The 25,626-nt window shown below is 65.3% G+C and carries 21 protein-coding genes; 7 read left to right on the plus strand and 14 right to left on the minus strand.

Annotation, left to right across the window (positions count from 1 at the left end):
- Positions 1 to 117: 117 nt before the first annotated feature.
- The 6 genes from CWS35_RS35550 to CWS35_RS35575 all read right to left on the minus strand — a co-directional run bounded on the left by CWS35_RS35550 (position 118) and on the right by CWS35_RS35575 (position 10,675).
- The gene (locus tag CWS35_RS35550) at positions 118 to 2,445 is read right to left on the minus strand and encodes a xanthine dehydrogenase family protein molybdopterin-binding subunit (RefSeq protein ID WP_100955716.1); all 2,328 of its coding nucleotides are present in this window, start codon (positions 2,443 to 2,445) and stop codon (positions 118 to 120) included.
- A 207-nt stretch (positions 2,446 to 2,652) separates the two neighbouring features.
- Positions 2,653 to 3,528: a dihydrodipicolinate synthase family protein gene (locus CWS35_RS35555; protein WP_100955717.1), complete on the minus strand. Its 876-nt coding sequence runs from the start codon at positions 3,526 to 3,528 to the stop codon at positions 2,653 to 2,655.
- Positions 3,521 to 4,477: an NAD(P)-dependent oxidoreductase gene (locus tag CWS35_RS35560; protein WP_100955718.1), complete on the minus strand. Its 957-nt coding sequence runs from the start codon at positions 4,475 to 4,477 to the stop codon at positions 3,521 to 3,523. The genes CWS35_RS35555 and CWS35_RS35560 overlap by 8 nt, the downstream gene beginning before the upstream one ends.
- Positions 4,478 to 4,499: 22 nt before the next feature.
- Positions 4,500 to 6,140, minus strand: coding sequence for a phosphoglucomutase (alpha-D-glucose-1,6-bisphosphate-dependent) (gene pgm, locus CWS35_RS35565; protein WP_100955719.1), 1,641 nt, complete (start codon positions 6,138 to 6,140; stop codon positions 4,500 to 4,502).
- A 137-nt stretch (positions 6,141 to 6,277) separates the two neighbouring features.
- A complete protein-coding gene (locus tag CWS35_RS35570) occupies positions 6,278 to 7,930 on the minus strand; it encodes an acetolactate synthase large subunit (protein WP_024583816.1) in 1,653 nt (550 codons plus the stop codon).
- 78 nt (positions 7,931 to 8,008) lie between these two features.
- Positions 8,009 to 10,675, minus strand: a complete 2,667-nt coding sequence (locus tag CWS35_RS35575; protein WP_100955720.1) for a M1 family metallopeptidase — start codon at positions 10,673 to 10,675, stop codon at positions 8,009 to 8,011.
- A gap of 248 nt (positions 10,676 to 10,923) precedes the next feature.
- Here CWS35_RS35575 and CWS35_RS35580 point away from each other — a divergent pair, with 248 nt between their 5' ends.
- Positions 10,924 to 12,378 carry a GH1 family beta-glucosidase gene (locus CWS35_RS35580; protein ID WP_100955721.1) on the plus strand — a complete coding sequence of 485 codons (1,455 nt, stop codon included), beginning with the start codon at positions 10,924 to 10,926 and terminating at the stop codon, positions 12,376 to 12,378.
- On the opposite strand, the gene CWS35_RS35585 is transcribed toward CWS35_RS35580, so the two are convergent.
- Positions 12,379 to 13,446, minus strand: coding sequence for a maleylacetate reductase (locus CWS35_RS35585; protein ID WP_100955722.1), 1,068 nt, complete (start codon positions 13,444 to 13,446; stop codon positions 12,379 to 12,381). It abuts the gene before it with no gap.
- 19 nt (positions 13,447 to 13,465) lie between these two features.
- A complete protein-coding gene (locus CWS35_RS35590) occupies positions 13,466 to 14,446 on the minus strand; it encodes a helix-turn-helix domain-containing protein (protein WP_100955723.1) in 981 nt (326 codons plus the stop codon).
- Positions 14,447 to 14,602: 156 nt separating this feature from the next.
- Here CWS35_RS35590 and CWS35_RS35595 point away from each other — a divergent pair, with 156 nt between their 5' ends.
- A complete protein-coding gene (locus tag CWS35_RS35595; RefSeq protein WP_100955724.1) occupies positions 14,603 to 15,328 on the plus strand; it encodes an alpha/beta hydrolase in 726 nt (241 codons plus the stop codon).
- 17 nt (positions 15,329 to 15,345) lie between these two features.
- Here CWS35_RS35595 and CWS35_RS35600 read toward each other — a convergent pair whose 3' ends face one another.
- Both CWS35_RS35600 and CWS35_RS35605 read right to left on the minus strand, forming a co-directional pair.
- Positions 15,346 to 16,839, minus strand: coding sequence for an NAD(P)/FAD-dependent oxidoreductase (locus CWS35_RS35600; protein ID WP_100955725.1), 1,494 nt, complete (start codon positions 16,837 to 16,839; stop codon positions 15,346 to 15,348).
- A gap of 113 nt (positions 16,840 to 16,952) precedes the next feature.
- A complete protein-coding gene (locus CWS35_RS35605) occupies positions 16,953 to 17,402 on the minus strand; it encodes a cupin domain-containing protein (RefSeq protein ID WP_024583823.1) in 450 nt (149 codons plus the stop codon).
- Between the two features lie 263 nt (positions 17,403 to 17,665).
- Here CWS35_RS35605 and CWS35_RS35610 point away from each other — a divergent pair, with 263 nt between their 5' ends.
- Positions 17,666 to 18,673, plus strand: a complete 1,008-nt coding sequence (locus CWS35_RS35610; protein ID WP_100955726.1) for an AraC family transcriptional regulator — start codon at positions 17,666 to 17,668, stop codon at positions 18,671 to 18,673.
- A gap of 24 nt (positions 18,674 to 18,697) precedes the next feature.
- Here the strand turns inward: CWS35_RS35610 and CWS35_RS35615 are convergent, their stop codons facing one another.
- From CWS35_RS35615 to CWS35_RS35625, 4 genes are all read right to left on the minus strand, one after another.
- Positions 18,698 to 18,913, minus strand: coding sequence for a hypothetical protein (locus CWS35_RS35615; protein ID WP_100955727.1), 216 nt, complete (start codon positions 18,911 to 18,913; stop codon positions 18,698 to 18,700).
- Positions 18,914 to 19,120: 207 nt separating this feature from the next.
- Positions 19,121 to 19,294, minus strand: coding sequence for a hypothetical protein (locus CWS35_RS39290; protein ID WP_157817322.1), 174 nt, complete (start codon positions 19,292 to 19,294; stop codon positions 19,121 to 19,123).
- A gap of 17 nt (positions 19,295 to 19,311) precedes the next feature.
- A complete protein-coding gene (locus CWS35_RS35620; RefSeq protein WP_100955728.1) occupies positions 19,312 to 20,058 on the minus strand; it encodes an outer membrane protein in 747 nt (248 codons plus the stop codon).
- 66 nt (positions 20,059 to 20,124) lie between these two features.
- A complete protein-coding gene (locus tag CWS35_RS35625; protein ID WP_029879847.1) occupies positions 20,125 to 21,762 on the minus strand; it encodes an outer membrane beta-barrel protein in 1,638 nt (545 codons plus the stop codon).
- A gap of 428 nt (positions 21,763 to 22,190) precedes the next feature.
- On the opposite strand from CWS35_RS35625, the gene CWS35_RS35630 reads away from it, so the two are divergent.
- The 4 genes from CWS35_RS35630 to CWS35_RS40460 all read left to right on the plus strand — a co-directional run bounded on the left by CWS35_RS35630 (position 22,191) and on the right by CWS35_RS40460 (position 25,619).
- Positions 22,191 to 22,790 carry a hypothetical protein gene (locus tag CWS35_RS35630; RefSeq protein WP_157817323.1) on the plus strand — a complete coding sequence of 200 codons (600 nt, stop codon included), beginning with the start codon at positions 22,191 to 22,193 and terminating at the stop codon, positions 22,788 to 22,790.
- Between the two features lie 255 nt (positions 22,791 to 23,045).
- Positions 23,046 to 24,701, plus strand: a complete 1,656-nt coding sequence (locus tag CWS35_RS35635; protein WP_157817324.1) for a DUF4118 domain-containing protein — start codon at positions 23,046 to 23,048, stop codon at positions 24,699 to 24,701.
- Positions 24,694 to 25,407 carry a response regulator gene (locus CWS35_RS35640; RefSeq protein WP_024583830.1) on the plus strand — a complete coding sequence of 238 codons (714 nt, stop codon included), beginning with the start codon at positions 24,694 to 24,696 and terminating at the stop codon, positions 25,405 to 25,407. Before CWS35_RS35635 ends, CWS35_RS35640 begins: the two co-directional genes overlap by 8 nt.
- An 89-nt stretch (positions 25,408 to 25,496) precedes the next feature.
- Positions 25,497 to 25,619: a hypothetical protein gene (locus CWS35_RS40460; RefSeq protein ID WP_256387929.1), complete on the plus strand. Its 123-nt coding sequence runs from the start codon at positions 25,497 to 25,499 to the stop codon at positions 25,617 to 25,619.
- Positions 25,620 to 25,626: the final 7 nt, after the last annotated feature.

Raw genomic sequence — 25,626 nt, forward strand, 5'->3', positions numbered from 1 at the left:
TCCGGGGCATCGCGAAGCGATGAGCCCGGAATCCATCAAGCCGCAAGTCATGAGGCCCGATGGATTCCGGGCTCGCGCTGCGCGAGCCCCGGAATGACGGGTGGAGAGAGGACGGGCCTACGCCGCCCCCGCCTTCGCGTCCCTGATCGCCTGCCAGATCTTCGATGGCGTCAGCGGCGTGTTGAGCTGCTTGATCCCGACCTCGCTCAACGCATCCATCACGCCGTTGGTGATGCAGGGCGGCCCGCCGATCGCACCGGACTCGCCGCAGCCTTTCGAGCCCAGCGGGTTGGTCTTGCACGGCGCGGAGGGGTCGAGCGTCACCGACAGCGGCGGAATGTCGTCCGCGCGCGGCACGCAGTAATCCTGGTAGCTGGCGGTGAGCAGCTGGCCCTCTTCGCTGTAGGCGACGCCCTCATAGAGCGCCTGGCCGATGCCCTGCGCGACGCCGCCATGGATCTGGCCGGTCACCAGCATCGGGTTGACCGCGATGCCGACATCGTCGACCGTGGTGTAGCGCACCACCCGCGTGACGCCGGTCTCGGGATCGATCTCGACTTCGCAGATGTGGGTGCCGTTCGGCCAGCTCGGCCCGTCGACCTCGCCCTCGCTGTCCACCGACAGCTTGGCGCCGTTCTCCTTGGCCGCGATCTCGAACAGGCTGATGCGCCGGTCGGTGCCGACCACGGTGAGGAAGCCGTCGCGATACTCGATGTCGCCGACGGAAGCTTCCAGCAAATTGGAAGCCTTGTCGCGCGCCTTGTTGATCATGTCGTTGGTCGAGACCGCAACCGCGGTGCCGCCGACGAACAGCGAGCGCGAGCCGACGCTGCCGAAACCGGTGGCCAGATCCGTGTCGCCCTGGATGACGTCGATCTTGTCCATCGGCACGCCGAGCGAGTCGGCGACCATCTGGGTGTAGGTGGTGGCGAGGCCCTGCCCCATCGCCATGGTGCCGGAATGCAAGATGACACGGCCCTCGGCGGTGGCGTGCAGCGAGACCTTCTCGGTATGGGCACGGCCGCCGGTCCATTCGATGTAGCTGGTCAGGCCGCGGCCGTAGAGCAGGCCCTTCTTCTTCGCCGCCTTCTTGCGCGCGGCAAAGCCGTTCCAGTCGGCCAGATCGGAGGCGCGCTCCAGCATGTGCGCAAAGGCGCCGGAGTCATACACCTGCCCGACCGCGTTGGTGTAGGGCAGCTGCGCCGGCTTGATGTAGTTGACCTTGCGGATGGTGCGCGGGTCCATGCCGATCTGGCGCGCGGCGGCATCGAACAGCCGCTCGACGATGAACACGGCCTCGGGCCTGCCGGCGCCGCGATAGGCGCCGACCGGCGCGGTGTGGGTCATCACCGACTTGACCTCGAAATGCACCAGCGGCAGGTCATAGACGCCGGTCTGCACGAACGGGCCGAGCACCAACGGAATGATGTTGGCGGTGCCCGACGAATAGGCGCCGGTGCCGCCGATCGAGCGCACGCGATAGGCCAGCACGCGGCCTTTGGCGTCGAGCGCGAACTCGCCGGTCGAGGTGAGGTCGCGGCCATGGGTGCCGCCGACGAACTCGTCGGTGCGGTCGCCGCGCCAGCGGATCTTCTTGTTCAGCTTGGTCGCGGCATAGGCGACGACGCCGTCTTCCGGATAGAGGCTGGTCTTCTGGCCGAAGCCGCCGCCGATGTCGCCGACCAGCACCCGCACGCTCTCCTTCGGCCGCTTCAGGATCGATTCCGCCAGCAGGTCACGGGTCGAGCCCGGGGTCTGCGACTGCACATGAAGGATGAGCCGTCCGGTCTTCTTTTCGATCTCGGCGATGGTCGAGCGCGGCTCCATCGCCGACGGCACCAGGCGCTGGCTGACCAGATCGAGCGACACTTTGTGCGCGGCGCTGGCAAAGGCCGCTTCGACCTTGGCCGCATCGCCATAGCTCATCGCGGCCACGATGTTGTCGGGCGCCTCCGGCCAGACCGCGGGCGCACCCGGCTTGATCGCCTCGACCGGCTCGACCACCGAGGGCAGCACCTCGTAATCGACCTCGATCGCCTCGGCCGCGGTCTGCGCCAGCACGCGCGAGGTCGCGACCACGGCCGCAACCCCCTCGCCGGCATAGCGCACGACCTCATGCGCCAGCAGGCGCCGCGGCGGCACCGTCATCGGCGAGCCGTCGGGCCGCTTGAAGATCGCGAGCGTCGGCAAGGTGCCGATATCGTCCTTGACGAGGTCGGCGCCGGTATAGACCGCCTCGACGCCCGGCATCGCCAACGCCGCCTTGGCGTCGATCGACTTGATGTTGGCGTGGGCATGCGGCGAGCGCAGCACGTGCAGCCAGAGCGCGCCGTCCTCCGGCTTGTCATCGATGAAATGTCCCTTCCCGGTGACCAGCCGCTGGTCTTCCAGACGCTTGACTGGCTGGCCCGCACCAAAACGCATATTGCCGGGAAGAATGTTCATCGAATGGTCCTTGAGTTCAGAAATTTCGGCGGGTTTTAGCGGATTGTTGGCTTTAGACAACCACCACCGGCGTCATTCCGGGGCGCGCCCCTTTGGCGCGAGCCCGGAATCCATACTCCCGATGGTGGTTATGGATTCCGGGCTCGAGGCTTCGCCTCGCCCCGGAATGACGAAGTGGTGAGAACCAATGCAACGCGCAAGCCGGTTTCAGCCGAGATCCCGCAGCGCGGCCTCGACCACCTTGCGCTGCTCGGCGGTGAGCGGCGCCTGCGGCGGCACGGGGTCGCCGACGTCGTAGCCCTGGATCACGAGCCCGGCCTTGATGCAGGCAGCGAGGTTGAAACGGGCGAATGCCTCGTTGATGCGCCAGAGCTTGCGCTGGAGGGCCATCGCCTCGTCCCAACGGGCGCGGCGACACAGGTCGTAGAGCTCGACGCTCTGCCGCGGGATGATGCAGGCCGGGCCCGCCATCCAGCCATGGCCGCCGATCAGCATCACGGCGGCCGGAATATGGGCGGAGGCCGAGAACACCTTCAGGCTATCGCCGCAGCGGTTCATGATCGACAGCAGGCGGCCGGTATTGGTCGAGGCGTCTTTGATGTAGCCGATCCGCGGGTGCCCGGCGAGCCGCGCGATGACGTCGAGTGTGAGGTCGGAGCGCTGGAAGTTCGGATTGGTGTAGATCACGACGGGAATATCGACCGCGTCGGCGATGGCGCGGAAATAAGCTTCCACCTGCGCGTCACCGAGCGGAAAATACGCCTCCAGGATCGCAAGGATGCCGGCAGCCCCCCGCTTTTGATAGGCCTTGGCCTGCGCCACCGCATCGGCCGTCGAGGTCGAGGCGACGCCGGCCACGACCGGCACGCGGCCCTGCGCGGCCTCGATCGTGGTCGCCACCACCTGCATGCGCTGCGCATTGTTGAGATAGGCGAACTCGCCGGTCGAGCCGAGCGGCGTCAGCCCGTGGACGCCGGCCTTGATCAGGTCGTCGCAGAGCCGGCCCAGCACCTCGGTGCGGACATGGCCGGCGGGATCGACCGGGGACACCAGATAGGGAAAGACGCCGTGGAAATCAGCCATTTGCGAGCCTCGTCGACGGCGAGACATAATCGGGATCGTGGGCAAAGGGAAGCGGCTCGCCGCTGCGCAGGGCGCCGAGCACCGCGGCAAAGTCGGTTACCGCGCGGAAACCTAGCAGTCGCTCAGCCTTGCCAGCATCGTAGATCCGGCCGATCGATATGGGCAGCTGCCAGCCCTGCCGCGCGAACAGCGCCGGCGCGTCGGGAAAGTGGCGCGCGATCACGCCGGCCGCGTCGGTCTTCAGATCAGCGACATCGCTGCGCGCAAACGGGGTCGGCGCACTGATCACGAACACCTCGAAGCCACGGATTTTCTCCAGCGCCACGACATGGGCGTCGGCAGCGTCCTCGACCGTGAGGCGGCGGTACAGCAGCTCGGTCGCCTTCAGGTTCTCGCCATGGATGCCGCGGATGGTGTCGTCGTCCTCGGGGAAGAAACGGCTGGTGCGCAGCACCGCGCAGTTCAGCCCATGCTCGCGGCTGTACAGCCGGCACAGCCCCTCGGCCGTGAGTTTCGTGATACCATAGATGTTGCGCGGCTCGAGCGGTGCCGTGGTCTCGTCGAGCCACACCGCGGCGTGTCCTTCCTCGTCGCGGATCGCCTGCGAGATCATCAGCGACGTGGTCGAGGTGAAGACGAACTGCTTGTGGCCGGCAGCTACGGCGGCCTGTAGCAGATTGAGCGTGCCTGACACGTTGACATCGACGAAGACCTGCGGCGAGAACCGCGCGATGTCGGGCTTGTGCAGCGCGCCGCCGTGGATCACCGCCTCGATGCCGTGATCGGCGAAAACCCGATCGACCACCGATCGTTCGGCCACCGAGCCGATCACATCGGTCATCTCACCCGAGACCACGTCGAGGCCCGTCACATCGTGGCCGGCCTGTCGCAGCCGCGGCGCAAGGAAACGGCCGAGCCAGCCGGAGGAGCCGGTCAACAATACACGCATGACGTCCGCCCGGCCCCGTGCCTTAGAACACCTTGGCGATCGCGGCCTGCGCGTCGCCCTGGATCTTCTTCAGATGATCCGGCCCGCGGAAGCTTTCGGCATAGATCTTGTAGACATCCTCGGTGCCGGAGGGACGCGCGGCGAACCAGCCGGCGTCGCTCTCGACCTTGATGCCGCCGAACGGCTGGTCGTTACCCGGCGCCTTGGTCCTGACCGCGCGCACCGCATCGCCTGCGAGCTCGGTCATGTTGAGCTGCTCGGGCCCGAGCGCCTTCAATGCGTTCTTCTGCTTCGGTGTCGCCGCGACGTCGATGCGCTCGTAAAAAGGCACGCCGAGCTCGGCGGTCAGCTCATTGAACAATTCGCTGGGATCGCGGCCGGTCCTGGCGATGATCTCCGCCGCCAGCAAGCCGAGGATGATGCCGTCCTTGTCGGTTGTCCAGGCCGAGCCGTCGCGCTTCAGGAACGAGGCGCCTGCGCTCTCCTCACCGGCAAAGCCGAAGCCGCCGCTGCCGAGCCCTTCGACGAACCATTTGAAGCCGACCGGCGTCTCGACCAGCTTGCGACCGAGCTTCCTCGCGACGCGATCGATGATCGAGCTCGACACGATGGTCTTGCCGATCGCTGCACTCCCGCTCCATTGCGGCCGGTGCGCGAACAGATAGGCGATTGCGGTGGCGAGGAAATGGTTCGGATTCATCAACCCGTTGGAACGGGTCACGATGCCGTGGCGGTCGGCGTCGGTGTCGTTGGCGAAGGCGACGTCGAAACGGTCGCGCATCCCGATCAGGCTCGCCATCGCGAAAGGCGAGGAGCAGTCCATCCGGATCTTGCCGTCCCAGTCCGCGGTCATGAAGCGGAAGGTCGGATCGACCACGTTGTTCACGACCGTGGCATTGATCCCGTAGCGCGCGATGATCGGCTGCCAGTAATGCACCGCCGCGCCGCCAAGCGGATCGATGCCGATCTTGACGCCCGCGGATTTGATCAGCGCGAGGTCGACGGCGTTGCCGAGGTCGGCGACGTAAGGCGTGACGAAGTCGTGCAGATGCGTGGTCGCCGCCTTGCGCGCGCGGTCATACGGCATCCGCGCGACGCCCTTCAGCCCGGCCTCGATGTAGCGGTTGGCGTTCTTCTCGACCACGCCGGTGACGTCGGTGTCGGCCGGGCCGCCATGCGGCGGATTGTATTTGTAGCCGCCGTCCTCCGGCGGATTGTGTGACGGCGTGATGACGACGCCATCCGCCAGGCCCGTGCTGCGTCCCTTGTTGTAGCTCAGGATCGCATGCGAGATCACCGGCGTCGGGGTGTAGCCGCCATGCGCATCGATCATGATCTCGACGCCGTTCGCCGCGAACACTTCCACCGCGCTTGCCAGCGCCGGCTCGGCCAGCGCGTGGGTATCGATGCCGATGAACAGCGGGCCCGTGAGCCCCTTCTCACGCCGGTAATCGCAGATCGCCTGCGTGGTCGCGAGGATATGGTCTTCATTGAAGGAGTTCTTCAGCGACGAGCCGCGATGACCCGAGGTGCCGAAAGCAACCCGCTGGGTCGGATCGCTGGGGTCCGGCTTGCCGGCAAAATAGGCCGTGACCAGCCGCGGCACATTGACAAGCGCTGAGGGATCGATGGGTTTGCCGGCGGCGGGATTTGGTGCAGTCACGTGACCTCTCAGATCTGGTATCGCCGACCATCAGCACAACGAGTGATGCCATGGCTTGATCGCTCGGCGTGCTACCATGGTGGCTTACCTTCAATCAAGCCGAGGGCTTTTCGTTCCGTAGCAGTTGCAGCATTGCGTCAAGAGACGTCGATCTGCTGCACCTTCTCGCGCAACTCATCGACCAGCACCCGCTTGTTCTCGGAATAGTCGACCGGCACCACGACGAGGTGGACGCCGCCGCCGGAGAACGCCCGCTCAAGGGTCGGCACGATCGCATCCGTGCTCTCGATCCGCGAGCCCTTGGCGCCGTAGCTCTCGGCGTATTTGACGAAATCCGGATTGCCGAAGGTGAGGCCGAAATCCGGGAAATTGTCGACCGCCTGCTTCCAGCGGATCATGCCATAGGCGGAGTCCTCCAGGATCAGGATCACGACGTTGAGCTTGAGGCGTACCGCGGTCTCCATCTCCTGCGAGTTCATCATGAAGCCGCCATCGCCGCAGACCGCGAGCACGCGGGTCTTCGGATACAGCATCGCCGCCATCATCGCCGACGGCAGGCCGGCGCCCATGGTGGCGAGCGCGTTGTCGAGCAGCAGCGAGTTCGCCAACAGCGTGCGGTAGTTGCGCGCGAACCAGATCTTGTACATGCCGTTGTCGAGCGCGACGATGCCGTCCTCGGGAATGACCTGCCGCACATCGTGCACGATGCGCTGCGGCGTCGGCGGCCAGCGGCCCTCGGTGGCGCGATCAGTGATCTTGGCCAAGATACCCTCGCGCAAACTGAGCAGCGCGCTGGCATGCGGCAGCTTGCCCTCGAGCCGGTCGGCCAGCAATTCAAGGCTCGGCCCGACATCGCCGATCACCTCGCATTGCGGGAAATAGACCTGCTCGACATTGGCCGGCATGTAGCTGACATGCACGACCTGCGGTCCCTTTGGCCCCATGATGAAAGGCGGCTTCTCGATCGTGTCGTGGCCGATCGCGATGATCAGGTCGGCGCGATCGATCGCCTCATGCACGTAGTCGCGCTCGCTTAGCGCGGCGGTCCCCATATATTGGTTGGTTCCGCCGGACACCGTGCCCTTGCCCATCTGGGTGGTGAAGAACGGGATTTTCGTGCGCCGCACGAAGTCGCCGATGCCCGCGGTCGAGCGTGGGCGCGAGGCGGCGGCGCCAAGCATGATCAGCGGGCGCTGCGCCTTCAGGATCATCTCGGCGGCGCGATCGAGCGCTGCGGCATGCGCGATCGGAATCTCGATCGGATGCGGCGGGATCATGTCGACCGGCGTGGTCTCCTCGCCCGCGATGTCCTCCGGCAATTCGAGCAGCACCGGCCCCGGCCGCTCCTGCGTCGCGATCCGGAAGGCATCGCGGACCAACGTCGGAATCGTCGCACCGCTGACGATCTGTAGCGACAGCTTGGTCAACGGCCGGAAGGTGTTGACGATGTCGACGATCTGGAACTTGGCCTGCCGGCTGCTCAGAATGCCTTTCTGCCCGGTCAGCATCACCATCGGCATCGCGCCGAGCAGCGCGTAGGCCGCGCCGGTCGTGAGGTTGAGCGCGCCCGGGCCGAGCGTCGTGATGCAGACGCCGGGCTTTCCGGTCAGCCGGCCATAGGTCGCCGCCATGAAGGCCGCGGCCTGCTCGTGGCGGGTCACGATCAGCTTGATCGAGGATTTGCGCAGGCTCTCGACGACGTCGAGATTCTCCTCGCCGGGAACGCCGAACACCCGTTCCACACCCTCATTCTCGAGCGCAGCGACCAGCAGATCGGAACCTTTGACCATCTCAACCTCGCATCGTTGATTGCATGCCGCGCACCGAGCATAGCCGCATCGCGCGCCGCCGGAAACTCCCTCGCAATCTCATGGCTTGTGGGCCTTGATCCAGGCGTCGGCGGCAGGGAGCACCCGCTGGGAGAGATCGGCCGAGATCGCGATCGCCTGCACGGCGCGCGCGACCATCACCCGGCCACCGCTGGTCGATTGCGACGGGGCGAAGGCGGCAAGCTCCGCAGCATGGGCCTCGTCGGTGAAATTGGTCATGAAGCTCGGCACGAACTGGTCACGGAAGCTCGGCCCCTGCTTGGCCAGCAGCGCGTCGAAATTGGCCTGGACGAAGTCCCAGGCGAGTTGCGGCTGCTCGCCCGCCGACGCAACCGCGTTGATCATCCCGGTGACGATGGTGTCGGGCAATTCGTTGGTCAGCGTCAACGCCAGCGTCGCGCGCGCCAGTTCGGTGTCGCGGGCGCTGGCTGCGGCGAAGTAGTAGCGCAGCCGCTCATTGGTGACCGTGCTGGAACGTGCCAGCGTCAGCAATCTGTCGTAGGTCGTCCGATCGGCGGTGATGCCGACGACATGGGTGACGGCATCGCGCAGCGTGGTCGGCAACGCGTTGGGATCATCGAGGAACGCCGCGAAGCGCCGCCTCGCCTCCGCCACCACGGCGGCATCCCCGAGATCGCCAAGCGCCGAGATCAGGCTGGCACGCAGCAAGGCGGTGTCGTCGTCGCCCGCTCCGTGTCCGTCCCATCCGATCCGGTCGAACACCGGGCGCAGCTTGGCGCGGGCATAGGCCTGGATCACCGGCCGCTCGGCGCGATCGCGCGACAGGCGGTTGAGCGTGAGAAGTGTCGAGATCACCTGGTCCCAAACCGCGCGGTGGTCGGCGGCATCGAGTGCGTCGAGCAGCGCAAGGTAGGACGGCGGCTCGGCGCGGCCGGCCTGCACCAAGGCCCAGCTATCGGAGACGACGTTGAGCCGGTCCTCCACCTGCATTTGCGGGAATGCGTTGAGCAATGCCCCGCGGTTCTTCAGGCCATATTCCACCCTGTAGTAACCGACATCGCCGAGATTGACCTTGATCGCATCCCCGCAGGCGCCGGCTGGAATATCGGCGCTGCCCTTCAGCAGGATCTCGCCGAAGGCCTTGCCATGCGCCGGTCCCACCGCAATCGGAACTTGCCAGCTATGGGCCGGCAGCGGCGGATCGTTGGCCGGTGCGATCACGAAGCGGTCCTGCCGCAAGGTCAGGCGCTGCGCGTCGCCATCGCAGGCCGTCTCGGCCACGACCAGCGGCACGCCGTCCTGCTCGGTGAACGAGGCCGCGATGCCGGTGATGGTCTTGCCGCCGGACGTCTCGAGCGCCTGCCAGAGATCGGCCGTGGTCGAATTGCTGTAGGCGTGCGCTGCCATGTATTTGCGGATGCCGTCGCGGAACGGCTGTTCGCCGAGATAATTCTCCAGCATCCGGATCAGCGCCTCTCCCTTGTTGTAGGTGATGGCGTCGAAGGCCGTGACCGCCTCGCTGTGATCGGCGATCGGCTGCTGCACCGGATGCGAGGTGCGGCGCGCATCAAGCGCCATGGCGAACTGCTTGGCGCCATAGCCGTTCAGCCAGCTCTGCCATTGCGGATAGAACTGCGCCGAGGCCTTGGTCGCCATCCAGCTGGCGAAACCTTCGTTGAGCCAGAGATTGTCCCACCAGGCCATGGTGACGAGATCGCCGAACCACATATGCGCCATCTCGTGCGCGATGATGCCGAAGATGCCGCGTCGCGCGGTCTCCGCATTAGTGGCAGGATCGAACAGCAGCCGGCTTTCGAAGAAGGTGATGGCGCCCCAATTCTCCATCGCGCCTCCGAACCCGCCGGGAACGGCGATCAAATCGAGCTTCGGCAGCGGATATTTCACGCCGAAATAGTCGTTGTAGTAGGCGAGCAGCTGCACCGCGCTGTCGAGCGCAAACCGGCCCTGCCCGCTCTTGCCCGCCGTTGTCACCACGCCGATCGTGACGCCACCGGCATCCGCCGTGATCCGTTCGAGATCACCGACCGTAAGCTCGAACAGGTAGGTCGACATTTTCGGCGTCGGTGCGAAGACGACCTTCTTGAGATCGCCGGTGGCCGGCTGCTCGCTCGTCACGGGCATGTTGCCGACCGCGAGAAGATTGCGCGGGATCAGCACCGTCAGCGCAAAGCTCGCCTTGAACGACGGCTCGTCCCAACACGGGAAGATCCGCCTTGCATCGGCCGGCTCCAGCTTGCTGGAGATCAGCCGCTTGATCCCGGTCCGGGTCGGGTAATCGACCGAGAACAGGCCAGTGCCGAACTTGTTGATCTGCGCCGTGAAGGCGATACGAAGCTTGTGGCGCCCGACCGCAAGCGGCTGGGCGAAGGTCAGCGTCGCGGTCTGCGTTGCGGCGTCGGTCGCGACCTCTGCGCGCTGCGCGCCATCGTCGATCGTGACCTCGGCAAACGTGGTGCTGATCGCGTTCAGCGTCAGCTGCGCAGTGGCCTCACGTACCTCGATGTCGACGGTCTCGATACCAGGCAACGCCAGGCTGGTGAAATCCGGCGTCAGCTCGATCGCGTAGTTCAGCGGGACGACCGTCTTGGGCAGTTTTCCGGGCGTGCGATCGAACGAGAATGTCTGCTCGGCCTGTGCGCCAGCCACCGCGACCAGCAGCAGGCCGATCGCCGTGGCAAGACGACGCAGCAGCGCGGTTCGGACGTGGATTGCAAGCTTGTTCATCGCGCGCGGCTCACCGGGATCTCGGGATTTTCAGATCTCATTGCGGAAGGACCTAGCAGGCAATCTAGTAGAGAAAATGTCGCCGCAAAACTGACAACTCCGCGACATTGACAAGGTAGCGGCTCGTAGCCATTGACGCGCACTCGTCGCGCCGCCTCGGTCTCTCGGCCCGTGTTGCTCTGCGGCCGGGTGGAAGGTTAACCTGCAACTGGCATTCCAGCCGCGACGGCCGGCGACCGGAGACAACCATGTTCGAAAAATTCTCGCGCCGGCAGTTTGCGGGCCTTGCAGGCCTCTCGGCGCTGGGCCTGTCGGCTCCGGCGCATGCGGCGAACCGCGCTGCGCGGCCCGACGGCGCGAACTTTCCCGCGGGCTTCGTCTGGGGCACCGCGACCTCGTCCTATCAGGTCGAGGGCGCCGTCAACGAGGACGGCCGCGGCCCGTCGATCTGGGACACATTCACCCACACATCGGGCAAGATCGAGGATGGCTCGACCGGCGACCGCGCCACCGATCATTATCACCGCTACAAGGACGACGTCCGCCTGATCAAGGACCTCGGCGCCAAGGCGTATCGGTTCTCGATCGCCTGGCCGCGGGTGTTTCCCGATGGGACCGGCACACCGAATCCGAAGGGCCTCGACTTCTACAATCGCCTGGTCGACGAGCTGCTCGCGAACGGCATCGAGCCTTACGCCACGCTTTATCACTGGGACCTGCCGCAGGCATTGCAGGATCGCGTCGGCGGCTGGCGCTCGCGCGACACCGCGAAGGCGTTCGGCGATTACGCGGGCTATGTGGCGCAGCGTTTGACCGACCGGGTCAAGAACATCTTCACCCTCAACGAGGTCGGGCGTTTCCTGCCGTTCGGCTATGCGCTCGGCGTCGACGCGCCGGGGCTGACGCTGCCGCCGGCCGAGGTGAACCAGGCCCGCCACCATGTCGCGCTGGCGCATGGCCTCGCGGTGCAGGCGATCCGTGCCAAAGGGCGGCCCGGCACGCGGGTCGGGCCGGCCGAGAACATCACAGCCTGCGTGCCCGCGATCAACACGCCGGAGAACATCCGCGCCACCGAGATCGCGACGCGCGAGCTCAATGCCGGCTTCCTCGGCGTCCTCCTCGAAGGCAAGTACACCGAGGCTTTCCTGCAATATGCCGGCGCTGACGCCCCCAAATTCACCGCCGAGGAATTGAAGATCATCGCGCAGCCCAACGATTTCGTCGGGCTCAACATCTACGCCCCGCACTGCTACGTCCTCGCCACCGACAGTGCGCCCGGGTGGAAGCCGCTGCCGATGCCGGCCTCGTTCCCGCATATGAATTCGGATTGGCTGCGGATCGCGCCGGAGGCGATCTACTGGGCGCCGCGGATCGCAGCCAAGCTCTGGAACATCAAGAGCATCTATATCAGCGAGAACGGCACCTCCGGCGAGGACAAGGTGGAGCCCGATGGGCAGATCTACGACCTCGACCGCATCATGTTCCTGCGCAACTACCTCGCCCAGTTGCAGCGCGCGACCGCCGACGGCATCCCGGTCCATGGCTATTTCCTGTGGAGCCTGATGGACAATTTCGAATGGATCTTCGGCTACAAGAAACGCTTCGGCCTCTATCGGGTGGATTTCGAGAGCCAGGCCCGCATGCCGAAACTAAGCGCGGCGTTCTATCGCGACGTCATCGCGCGCAACGCGATCGGCGCCTGATCACCCGGCTTGCGGCCGCGCACCGGCCCATGCCCGCCTGAGCAGATCGGCAATGCCGGCCGCCTCGATCGGGCGCGGATTCCAGTAGGGGTTCTTGGTGGCGAGCGCGGCGGCCTTGGCGATGCCGTCCTCGGGCATGCCGATCTCGGCGAGCGAGCGCGGCGCGCCGAGCCTTGCCGACAGATCGAACAGGCCATCGGCCGCGTCAGCCGCTCCCAGCGCCTTCGCGGCACGGCCGATCGCATCCCGCGCGGCCGGCGTGTTGTAGGCGATGGTGTGCGGCAGCAGCACGGCGTGGGTCTCGGCATGCGGCAGGTCGAACAGCGCGCCCACCGTATGGCAGAGCTTGTGATGCAGCGCCATGCCGACGGTGCCGAGACACACCGCGCACAGCCACGCGCCGTAGAGCGCGTCCGAGCGCGCATCGAGATCGCGCGGCCGGTCGATCACCTCCGGCAGCGACGAGGCGAGCTTCGCGATCGCCTCCTCCGCCATCAGCGAGGTGATCGGGTTGCCGTCGCGCGCGTAGAGCGCCTCGGCCGCATGGGCGATCGCGTTGAGGCCCGATATCGCAGAGAATTTCGCCGGCATCGAGAGCGTCAGGTTGACGTCGTAGATCACCGCCTCGGGCAGGATCTTCGGCGACGACTGCGTGGTCTTGACGCCGTCCACGGTCTGGCCGAGCACCGGCGTCATCTCGGATCCGGCATAGCTGGTCGGCACGATCAGTTGCGGCAGATCGGTGCGCAACGCGATCGCCTTGCTCAGGCCGGTCGCAGCGCCCGCGCCGATTGCAACCACGCCATCGGGCTTGAGCTTGCGGACCGTCTCCATCGCGCGTTCGGTAACGTCGACCGGCGTGTGCACCACCGCACCGTCGAACACCCCGGACATCCGGCCGCCGGTCAGGGCAGCGAGATCGCCGAGCTCGGCCTGCTGCCGCCGGCTCGCCAGCACCAGCGCGCGCCTGATGCCGAGCCGATCGAGTTCGTCGGCCAGCCGCGTAACCGTGCCGGTCCCGAATACGACGCGCATCGGGCTGACTTGATAGGTGAATGATTGGACCATGGCTGTTTCCGAACGTTGCTCAACCGCGACGCCAGTCGCGCGGCGTGCAGCCGAAGCGATGCCGGAAGCGCCGGGTGAAGTGCGACAGGTCGGAGAAGCCCCAGTCGAATGCGATGTCACCGATCGCGCGGCCGGCGATCGCCGGGTCCTTCAGGTCGCGCGCCGCCCCGTCGAGGCGACGGTCCATCAGATAGCTGGCGAATGTAGTGCCGGCCCGCTCGAACAGCTTGTGGACATAGCGCTCGCTGATACCGATCGCGGCCGCGATGGCGGCGACGCCCAGACCAGGCTCGCGCAGCCTGCGATCCACGGCACGGCGCAACGCGAGCCAGGTCGCATCGGCAAGGCTCGCGCTTTCGGCAACGCCGGCGCGGCTGCTGCGCGACAGGCTGAGTGCGACGAGGTCGAGCAGCACGCCGAACAGCCGTGCATTGTCCGCGTCCGAAGCGCGGAGCGCCGACGCATTCAGCACCTGCGCGGTCTCGGCGATGAGGTGACCGACGAACGGATCATCCGACACCCGCGCCGGCGCGACATCCGGCGTTGACGGCAGCCGTTCATCCAGCGCCTCGGCCGGCACCCAGAACGAGGCGACCTGGAGCGCGGGGCCGCGATCGTGCAGCAGCGCGAAGCGCTGCCCGCTGTCGAAGATTCCGACCTGGCCCGGCGACAGGCCGATCTCGCGCCCCGCCTGCTGGATGCGGCAGCGGCCGGCGAGCTTGAGATTGAGGTAGTAGCAGCGCCGGCTGGATGAGGCGATGTCGGCGGTCGAGCGCCGCACCACATGCTCGGGAAAGCTGACCCGGTTGACCGCGCCATTGCCGAGCCCAACGGTCTCGACCCGGGCCAGGAATCCAGGCGTCGCCGGCGGCTCCGGCGTCAGGTTCATGAAGGCCTGGCAGATCGCCTCGCGATAATAGGCGAATTGCTCACCCGGCCTGGTGTCCGCGGTATCCCAGCTCAGCCCGCGCGAGCGATCCGCGGCGGCGATTTGCTGCATCAGTTCACTCCGAGCCCAATCCGGTTCGGTCACAGCCAAGCGCGTTCCCGGGCTCCGGGTCAATATCCATCAGGAACCGCAGGGAAACCCGCGCGCATCCCGGGGCAATCCGGGACGCCGCGACCGATCTAACCAAACCACGCAGGGAGGTACAACATGTCGACCTATGTTCTCGTCCATGGCGCCTGGCATACCGGCGCCGAGTTCGAGCCGGTTGCCGCGATCATCCGCAAGTCCGGTCACGTCGTTCACACGCCGACCATCAGGGGTAACCGCCCCGGCGACAGCAAGGACTCCGGGCTTGCCGAGGCGATCCAGTCGATCGTGGACTATCTTGCCGAGCATGACCTCAAGGACATCGTGCTGGTCGGTCATAGCTATGGCGGCATGGTCATCACCGGCGTTGCCGATGCAGCGGCAGATCGCATCCGCCGGCTGGTCTATTGGAACGCGTTCGTGCCGAACAATGGCGAGTGCCTCAACGACATGGTGCCGCCGCACTATGTCGGCCTGTTCGACGCCATCCATGCCGAGCGCGGCGACGGCTCGGTGGTGCTGCCGTTCCCGGTCTGGCGCGAGGCCTTCATCAACGATGCCGATCTCGAGCTCGCGCAGCGCGCCTACGACAAGCTGAATCCGCACCCGCTCAAGACCTTCCAGGACAAGATCACGCTACGGACCAATCCGGCCGACATGCCGATCGCGAAATCCTACGTCAACTGCACGGAGGACACCGCGATGCCGCACGGCCTGCCCTGGCATCCGCGGCTGTCGCAGAAGCTCGGGCTGTTCCGCCTGGTCCAGGTGCCGGGCAGCCACGAGCTATGCTTCTCCAACCCGCAGCGACTGGCGCAGGCCTTCCTGGATGCCGGGCGCGACTAGGTCTTCCGTGGCGGTGGCTACGCCACCGCCTTGTACTCCGGCGCGGTGGCGAGGAAGCGCGCATAGGCGTCCGCGTCCGGTGGCGTGAACTTCTCGACGAGCGGGTTGCGGCGCGAGGCCCTGGTGCCGATGTCCGCGAGCAGCTCGTCGAAATGCTTGAAGTGGTACGGCGCGACGCACAGCCCGCCATAGACGCCCGCAGCCGGCCGCTCGACGCGCTTGAAGTTCAGCATCATCGCGATGTTGTCGTGCATCTCGGCCGCGCTCGGCTGCCGCGCGAGCTGCCCGTCGGCATAGCGCACCAGCCAGTTCGCGGCGAGATCAGCGCACAGTACGGTGCAGAAGCTCGAATTGAAACCGACGAAGCCCATGTCGGGCAGATCGGGATTGGCGATCAACCGGTAGAGTCGGTACTGCCCATCGGCTTCCACCAGCTTCTTCTGGTACTCCTCGGGCAGGAACGGCACACCGAGCTTGTAGCCGATCGCGAGCACCGCCACGTCGGCCGCGACCTGCTGGCCGCCGCTCGTCACGATGGTGTTGCCCTCGTAATGGTCGAAGGTGCCCTGCACCGCCTTGATGCGGCCGTCGGCCACCATCGGATAGAAGCCGGGGGTTGCGATCGGCACCGAGCAGTTGACGCCGTCCTCGATCCGCTCCTTCGGCACCATGCCGCACTGCTTCAGCTTGAGCTGCATCTTCAGCATGCTCTCGAGCCCGCGCCAGTTCGCCCAGACGAACGGCTTTGCGACGACATGCGCGAGGCGCGCCAACGGACCGATGCCCCAGCTCGCGAACATCTGCTCCTGCGCGCGGATGTAGAGGATGCGCTTGAAGTTGACGAGGCCGCCGACAAAATAGGGAATCCGCCAGACCGGCTCGCGAAACACGATGGTGACTTCGCTGGCGCCCGAATTGACCGCGTTCACCGCGATGTCGGTCGCCGATTTGGAGCCGCCGAGCACAACGACCCTGCGTCCCTTGGCCAACGCCGGATCGCTGTATTGCGAAGAGTGCAGGACCATGCCGCCCTGCGCCTTGAAGCCGTCCTCGCCCGCCAGCGGCAGGGTCTGCGGCTCATTGAATTGCCCGGTGCAGACAGCGACGAAGTCGAAATCCTCGTGGCCGGTGGCGCCGTCGGTCGAGCGCAGCGTCAGCGTCCAGCCCGGCCTGCCGTCGGCGCGGCGAGCCATGCCCTCGACTTTGGTGTCGAACCGCATCGCGCCGTCGAGCCCGTGGCTGCGCGCATAGTCACGCAAGTAAGCATGGACCTGGGGGCCCTTCGGCCATTCCGGATAGGCCTCCGGCATCGCCTTGTCGGTGTAACGATAGAGTTCCTTCGGGCTCTGGGTCTGCACATCAGGATAGGAGCGCGCCGGCTCCCAAACCCCGCCGAGGTCGCCGCTGCGCTCGATGATGGTCACCTTGTGGCCGCGCCCGGCAAAGGCCTTGCCGGCGGCGAGCCCGGAAATGCCGGCGCCGATCACGCACACATGCTTCTGCTTGACCATGAAACCGCTCCGCGTTGAATGAACAGATCCAATTTCGTCGGCGCACGCGTCCCCGTCATCGCCGGAGCCAGCTCCGGCGATTCACCTCGCGCGCGATGGTGTCGTTTGCTGCGCTAGTCGTTGGCTTCCGGCGGCAGGAAATCCACCTCGTGCTCGGCGGAGATCCGCACCACCTCGGCGGGGTCCTGCAGATTGTCGAGCTTCTCGAACAGCGCCTCGAGCTTCTGCATCGGCGACACCCAGAACAGCGCGCGTGCCGGCTTGTCGGACTTGTTGAAATAGCCATGCGGAATGCCGCGCGGCAGACGCACGAGGTCGCCGGCCTTGGCCTGCACCCAGACGCCGTCGAGCTTGAGGTCGAGCACGCCTTCCTGCACCAGGATGAACTCCTCCTGGGTCGGATGGATGTGCACCGGCACGAACTGGCCGGGATCGCTGTTGGTCTCGAACGCGAAGGTCGAGTCGGTGACCGCCTTCGGATAGTAGACCTGGCCCAGGATATTCCAGCTCTTGCCGCCGTAGCCGGTGCCGGTGCGGGTAATGCCTTTCTCGAGCGTGCCCATGTCAGCCTCTCCAGTGTTGATGTGCAGTGCGGACACGGAGCCTGTCGCCGGCCGGCAGGGCTGTCTAGCCGATAAACGAATCCGCGGCCGGCGCGATCATGCTGCAATGCGGGAGCACCGAGCCGGCTGATTGCTGCCCAATGCCACCGCAGCCGCCTGCGCTCAGATCGGGCAGTTTGCGCGACGAAACAGCGTTCCCCTTTGCCGGCGAATGCTCTAGGCTCGCCAATATTTTAGACCTCAAACAACTCCGGACGGCCGGCGTGACTGCTGTTGGCAACGAGGTTTCGGCAAGGCTCAAGGATTTCGCGCGCGTCGCGACGGCGCGCGTCGACGACGCGGCCGAAGCGATCGGCCGCATCTTCTGTCCGCACGATCTGACGCCGGTCGATCATTCCGAACGCGATTTCTCCGCGCACCACAATTGCGCCGGCTTCGATGGCTTCTCGATCAACTATGTCGCGTATGGCGGATCGGTCGCGATCAATCCCGGTTGCCTCGATCGGTTCTTTCTTTTGCAGATTCCACTGTGCGGATCTGCCTCGGTGCGGACCGCCGCGCGCGAGCTCACCACTGGGCCTCGACACATTGCCTCATTGCTGTCGCCGACCATTCCGACCGAAATGACGTGGCGCGACGACTGCGCCCAGCTCATCCTGCTGCTCGACCGTAAGCTGGTGGAGCATCGCGCCGCGGCGCTTGGCGGCGTGGCGGTCCGGCCGATCGAGTTCGATCCGGCCGTCGAGCTGAGCGGGCCGCTCGGCCAGGCGCTCTCGGCCCGGATCGAGCAACTCGTGACGACGGCCGAGCAGCTCGGGACCCGCAAGACCTTGTCCGCGGTAGCGTCGGCCGATTGGCGCGAGTCGTTTCTCAACGTCCTGCTCGATGGCCAGCGCCATAGCCTTAGTTCGGCGATCGATGTCTTCAACGGCCGCACCGAAGCCCAGCCGGCGGCGCTGAAGCGGGTGCGGGCCTATCTGGAAACCCGCGCGACCGAGCCGCTGGATCTCGCCGAGCTCGCGGAGATCGCCGGCACCGGCATCCGCGCGCTGCAACTCGGCTTCCGCCGCCATTTCGGCACCACCGTCTCCGAGATGCTGCTCGATATCCGGCTCGCGCATCTCAACGCGCGCCTCAAGACGGCGCGGCCCGGCGAACGCATCGTCGACATCGCCTTCGACCTCGGCTTCACCCATCTGAGCCGGATGGCGAGCGCCTATCGCGCCAAGTTCGGCGAGAGCCCGAAGGCGACCTTGCAGCGGCTGAGCTGAGCCGATCCGCGTGACGATCGGTGGCTAGCGGTGAAACGGCGCCGTCTTTGCCTGCGCCGAAAACTCCGTGATCGGCGGGTCGGTCCGCTTGGCCTGCCGGACCATCTGCACGCTCGTCACCTGCTGCGAACGCTGTGCGTATTTCGATGGCGCGCTGGCGGAGGCGCCGGCGTGGGCGACCGGCGCCAGCAACCCGGACATCGCAAGAATGCCGATCAGAATGACAACAGACTTCAGCATCGCACCCTCCAGGAGGCTGAGACACCGAATAGCAATAGGCGTTTCCGAACGACGCCTCTGCCCGGCGTCTCGTTAATGAGGAGCGATGCTGTTCCCAAATCCGCCGAACCGCAACAATAATCATCAGCTGCCGATTTTTTGGACAGCCTGTTGCGTCGATCAAGGAAGCGGCACCCGACTGAATCCGATCAAGAACAATTCGGACACCTATTGGCCCGACCACATCGGGGATTTCGGTCCGCCATAGTAGCGCATGTGATTGCCGGCGGGGCCATCGGTCGCCGGGACTGTCACCTCACTGGCGCAGCCGGCAACCGCGGCGCAAAGACCTGCAACCACGATGCTGCGCAGTAACGCCCGCTTGAACCTCGCGACTGTCATACCGTCCTCCTCCCTACTCAGTACTTCGCGACCACCGGCCCGCCGAACTTGTAGTCGAGGCCGAGCGTCACGACCGAGTAGGTGTTGTCGACGGTGTAGGGAATCTGCGCATTCAGCGGCGCCGCGCGCTCGTATCGGCCGAAGTCGTAGTAGCGATACTCGAACTTGCCGATCAGGTTGTTGGTGATCGCATAAGCGAGGCCGCCGCCCGCGGTCAGGCCGCTGCGATTGGCCGAGAACTGATCGATGCCGAACACCGGGTCGGTGTTGGTGTGCTGGAATTCGCCATAAGCCCAGCCGCCGGTGAAGAACAGCAGCAAGCGGTCGACGGCAATGCCGCCGCGGGCACGGACCGTGAAGCCGTCGCGCAGGTTGGTCGCGTCGACAGATGCGATCGGCAAGGTCCCGGCATTGAACTGATCGACATCACTGCCCTTGATGCCGGACCAGAAGCCGTCGGCCTCGACACCGACCACGATGCTGCCGCTCTGCACATTGTAGCCAATCTCGCCGCCGGCGATTCCGCCGGTCGACGAATAGTTGATCGTGTAGTTGGCGGCGCCGGCCGGGCCGAGCGCGTTGTTGAGATTGTGGTTGCCGAAGCCGCCGCCGCCGAACACGCCGACATAGAAGCCCGACCAATCGTATGCCGGCGCCGCGACCGCAGGCACCTTGGTATAGAGCGGAAGGTCGGCGCCCAGCGCCGGCGCGCCGGCCGCCAGCATCGTCGCGAGCGCCGCGGATGCGAGAAGAATTCGTTTCATGGTGTTCCCCTGTCCCTGGTTGACGCCGCACCCGGCTGGCCTCTGCCGGCCGGGCGCGCTCGTGCGTCAGAAGTGAATGATGATGTCCGCCGAGCCGATCAGAGCGAAATTCTTGGTCGGGGCGATGCCGAGATTGGAATTGCCGTTGAACGCATTGGCATCGAGTGACTTGTAGTAGGAGACCTCGGGCCGGATCTCGATCTGCGGCGAGAACCAGTGCTGCCAGCCGATGCCGGTCTCGACATAGCGCGTCTTGACGCCGGTGCGCTGGCCCTGCTTGTCGTCATAGAACTCGATGCGATACGAGATGTTGTCGAGCGGCGAGGCCTTGTAGTTCAGGTAGGCGAGATAGGTCTGCACCGACGCCGTGCAGGCGAACACCGCAGCGCTGCTGCACTGGGCGAGACCCGGCGCGTTGAACGGCAGGTATTGCGGCGAGAACGGCGTACCACCCGCATTGTAGGCGGCCATCGCCGCCGGATTGTTGGCGTTCAGCACGTTGTTCTGGTGCAGATTGTAGGTCTCGAACGAGATGTGCCACTGGTCGTTGAACTTGTGGTACGCGGTCAGGCCGTACCATTGCAGGTTGTTGTAGCCCCAGGTGCCGCTGTTGATCGCGTCGGCGACCACGTAGACGCTGTCGTTGCCGGAATCGCTGGTCCAGCGCACGCCGCCGGTGATGCTCGGCACCGCGCCGGGATCCTTCAGCATGGTGGTGCCGGGGAACAGCGGATTGGGGAACGGGTTTGCGATCCTGGCGCCGGCGTTCCACGGCATGGTGTCGCTGCCGACCGACACGCCCAATTGCAGCATCCAGTTCTTGGTGACGGCCAGCGTGCTCTGCAGGCCGGTGTTGGTGTAGTTGTCGAACGTATACGTCATCGAGTGCGTATACATGTAGTTGTTCGGCGCGAGCTGCGCTTCGATGTCGGGGATCGAGATGAAGCGGCCGAACCGCAGCAGCAGGCCTTCCGCGATCTGCGGAATGAACACCTCGCCATAGGCCATCGGCAGGTCGTAGCCGTAGTTCTTGTTCTGGTTCAGGAGCTGGTTGCTCCACAGGCCGTATGCCGTCGTGTAGCGGTAGTTCTCGCCGTAGATCGGCGCGATGCGGAAGCCCCAGTCGACGTGATCCTTCTGCACTGTATCGGGCAGCCGCTCGATATAGAGCACCGCCTGGTCGAGCTGGACGGTGTTCGGATTGTAGTCATAGGCCGCGGGCGCGTTGCCGCCGCGTACGCTGTTCGAGCTCAGATTGCCGCCGGCATTGATCCAGCCGTAGACCTGGATGTGCGCGTCGTTCATCCACTGTCCCGCAGGCGTGGTGCCGAGCGCCGCCATCAGCGGGCTGTCGATCGAGCTCGGCCGCGTCACGCCGATGCTGGTCGAACCGCCATAGGGCCATTCGGTGAACGGCATCGGCGGCGTGCTCTGCGGCGTCGCAGGCCAATAGTCGCGGCGGCCGGGCGGCGCCTTGGGATCCGAAGGAGCAGCGTCGTGTCCCCACTCCAGCCGGTAGTAGTTCACGAACCGGGTGAAGAAATCGCTGCCGAGATAACCGTCGAGGCAGGAGTAATTCTTGTAGGGATCGCACGTCGACGACGACGGCGCCTTCAACAAAGGTGGATTGGCGTCGGCCGCGTGTGCCGCGTTGAGCAGGCTCACCGCCGCCAACGATACGCCCGCCAAAAACAGTCTCTTCATGATGATGCCCCAAGCTATTGCTACCGACGCTTCGAGCGCTCTCGCGTGTAACGTCTGTGTAATCTTTCGTGGGGCATTGAGAAAAAGGCGATACGGGTCTCCGCGCGCTTTCATTAAGATAAAATAGCCGGAATGATCATCTTCGCGTCGCGTGCGTGCGGAAGCGTCATTTGCTGACGCGCTTGCTCAAGAACTCGGCGAAAACCGTGACGTGTTGCAGAACTCTCGCGCTGCGCTGCGAGAGATTTGCGGCCAGCTGTGTCATTTCCGCAATAACGGGACCGACGCGCGTTCAGAGCCGATGCGCACGCTATTTTATTGCTATGGAAATCGCCGCGCACCTCCATCGAAGATATATGCGGCGCTTCGTTAGTCTTGCCGCATCAAGCGAAATCATTCGCTTCAAGCGAGACGGAGCGCTGCGCATCGTGGCAAACGTTACGAACTGTGCAAACGATGTCGGTCTCAACGACGAGATCGACGACATCGATCTGAATTTCCTGCCGACCGATCTCACGGCGCAGTGCCGCAACCTGATCGAGAGCTATCACGACATCCACGGCTATGCCTGCCTGCCCGACATGCTGTGGCGAGCGCGGCTCGGGCCGTTCATCGAACGCCACCACGAGTTCAGGCAGCGGCTGCGCAAGGCCTCGACGACCCGGAGCGCCAAGAAGTCCAACCAGGGCTTCGCCGAGATCGCGACGGCGATCCTGTCGCTTGAGATATTGGCGAGCAGCTTTGCCGGCTGGACCGCGCTGTATCCGGAGGCCGGCGCACGCGCGCTTGCCGTGCTGAAGCGGCAGCCCGGCGGGTCGCAAACGCCGCTGATGGACTTCTATCTCTACCCACCGAAATATTTCAGCGCTGCCGCGATCGCCAAGCTGACGCCGCGGGCGAGCCAGACCGGTGAGTTGGGCCTCTACCGAACGTCCAGGCCGGAGCTCGCGGGAGAACGGCTCGCGCTCAACTATGTCGGCGAGATGTTGCAGAAATCGGACGATGCCGCCCTGCCCGGCCAGCGCTAGGGCTGCCGCGCGTCGGCTATTTCTTTTATATTTCTCGCTCCCTGCAACAACATGGATTTTCTATCCGTTCCTGGGGGATGCTCGGATCGCTGGGTAGTTGGTGACATCGGAGCAGCAACCGACGGTCGATCGTTGAGGATCTCGCGCGGACATGCGCCGTTCTGACGGCCCTGGGCCCGCGTTTTCAGCGCTCCCTTCGGATGTTGCCGGGGCGGATTTCGTGCGGGCCGGAAGGGCTGCGACGGGGATCTTCCGGTGTCGTTCTCTACGAAGGCAAAATCCTTGATCTATTCGCTGCCCCTGTTTCAACGGCTCGCCGACATCCGCGTGCGCCGCACCGAAGCGGAGCAGATGTTCACGCCCGGCTTCGACCGGGAGCCGCGATCAGTCGCGTGGACCGACGTCCTGCCCCTGCTGTGGTCGGTCGGATCGATCGCCATCATCACCGCGATCCTGTTCGTGCTCGACGAGCCGATCGCCGCAAACCTGGTGCCGATCGCCTATCTGATCCCGGTGATCTATGCGGCCACAAAATGGGGCATCTGGTCAGGCACGCTGGCATCGCTGACGGCGATCGCCGCTGCCGACTTCTTCTTTTTCACGCCGCTTTACAGCCTTCGGGTCGACAATCCGCAGGAGGCGATCGACCTGCTGGTATTCCTGGTCGTCGCGCTGGCGAGCAGCAACCTGGCGTCGCGCCTGCGGCAGGAAACCGAACGGTTGCGGCGGCGTGAGCGGGAGATGCAGCATCTCTATGAGTTCTCCAAGCGCCTCGCCGCCTGCTTCACCATCTCCGATCTGATCGACGCCGTCAGGCACTATCTGGCGCGCACGCTTGGCCATCGCGCCGCGCTGTACGTGGCATCCGCCGACGGCCATTTCGAGTCCTCGCCGGGATCGGCAGCGGCACCGCCATCCATCCAGCAGTGCGTGGCGGCGATGACGACGAAGCTCGGTGCGATGGATCGCAGCATCGTCGATGAGGCGACCCAGGACGTGTGGCTGCTCCGCGCCATCGGATCGAAGACCGCGGTGCATGGCGTCATCGCGATCAATGCGGGGCGCGGCACGCGCGATGCGATCAACCTGCGCGCACGTCGGATCGAGGCGGTGCTCGAGGAGGTCTCGTGGACGCTGCAACGGCTCGATATCGGCAAGGCGATGGACGACGCCAGGCTGCATCTACAGGCCGAACTGCTGCGCGACGCCTTCCACGGCACGCTCTCGCACGAGCTATGCTCGCCGCTCGCCGCCATCCAGGGATCGGTGAGCGTCATCAGGGATATGCCGGCGACCGCGGCCGACGCCAGGCTGCGCTCGCTGATCGAGGCCGTTTCGGATGAGGTGGTCCGGCTCGACGGCCACATCCGCAATCTCCTGAACGCCACGCGCGTGACGGCCGGCGGACTGACACCGCGCCTCCAATGGTCCGATCCGCGCGACATCGTCGACGCCGCACTCAAGACCCGGGCACGCCGGCTTTTGGCACACCGCATCGAGGTCGGATTCGACGACGATCTCCCGTTGCTCGATGTCGATTCCGGTCTGATCGAGGAAGCCTGCGGCCAGTTGCTGGAGAATGCCGCCAAATACTCGCCATCCGGCTCGACGATCTCTGTGCAGACCAGGCATGAGCCCGGACGCGTCGTGATATCGATCATCGACCAGGGCGTCGGCGTCACTCCTGATGAACAGCGCCAGCTCGGCCGCAAGTCGTTCCGCAGCCCACGCCACCGGACCAGCGTTCCCGGCTCGGGGCTGGGCTTCTGGATCGCATCGACCTTCATCAAGGCACATGATGGCACCGTGGAAATTGCAAGCCGCGGCCAGGGCCTCGGGACGACGGCATCGATCTTGCTACCGGCACCGCGAGCCATGGATCCGGAACTGGTGACGTCAGACGATGAGTAAGCCGCGCAATCTTGTCCTGCTGATCGATGACGAGCCGAAGATCCGGCGCTTCCTGCGCGCCGGCTTCGAGCTGCACGGCTTTTCGGTCGTCGAGGCCGAGAACGCCGCCGACGGCTTGAAGATCGCGACCTTCAACGCCCCCGACCTCGTCATCCTCGATCTCGGCCTGCCCGATTTGCACGGCAGCGAAACGCTGGAACGGCTGCGCTCCTGGTCCAATGTTCCGGTGATCGTGCTCTCGGTCGAGAGCAACGAGGACGAGAAGGTTCGCCTATTGCAGGCGGGCGCGGACGACTATGTCGTCAAGCCGTTCGGGATGGCCGAGCTGCTGGCGCGCAGCGATGCCGCCTTGCGCCGCTACTTCAAGAGCGCCACCGAGAATCCCGTCGTCGTGGTTGGTCCACTGTCCGTCGATCTGGTCAGCCGGGCCGTCTCGCTCAACCAGGCCAGGATCAAGCTGACGCGCAAGGAGTATCGCCTGCTGCATGTGCTGGCGATCCATGTCGGCCTGGTGGTGACCCACGATCAGCTGCTGAAGGAGATCTGGACCGGCAACCAGCGCGACAACATCCAGTATCTGCGCATCCTGGTGCGCAAGCTCCGCCAGAAGATCGAGGCCGACCCCAATCAACCGCGTCTGCTTGTGACCGAATCCGGGGTTGGCTATCGGCTGGAGAACCGGCTGGAGACCAGCGTCGCCGGTTGAGCGTTCTGACGCGCACCGCTCGGAATATATAGAATAATAATATATTTCCGGCGCGGAACGCCTTAGCTTGCCCGCGAAAGGGGCAGGCAGTGCAGTTCCTGATTCAACCGTTTCACATTCTCGGGCTCGAAGGTCAGTACTGGATGCTGATCGTGGTCGCGCTCGTGGCAGCCTTTGCTTTGGTTGGCTGGAAGACCGGTGGTCGGGGTTGAGCGGTTC

The sequence above is a fragment of the Bradyrhizobium sp. SK17 genome, from assembly GCF_002831585.1.
Lineage (GTDB): Bacteria > Pseudomonadota > Alphaproteobacteria > Rhizobiales > Xanthobacteraceae > Bradyrhizobium.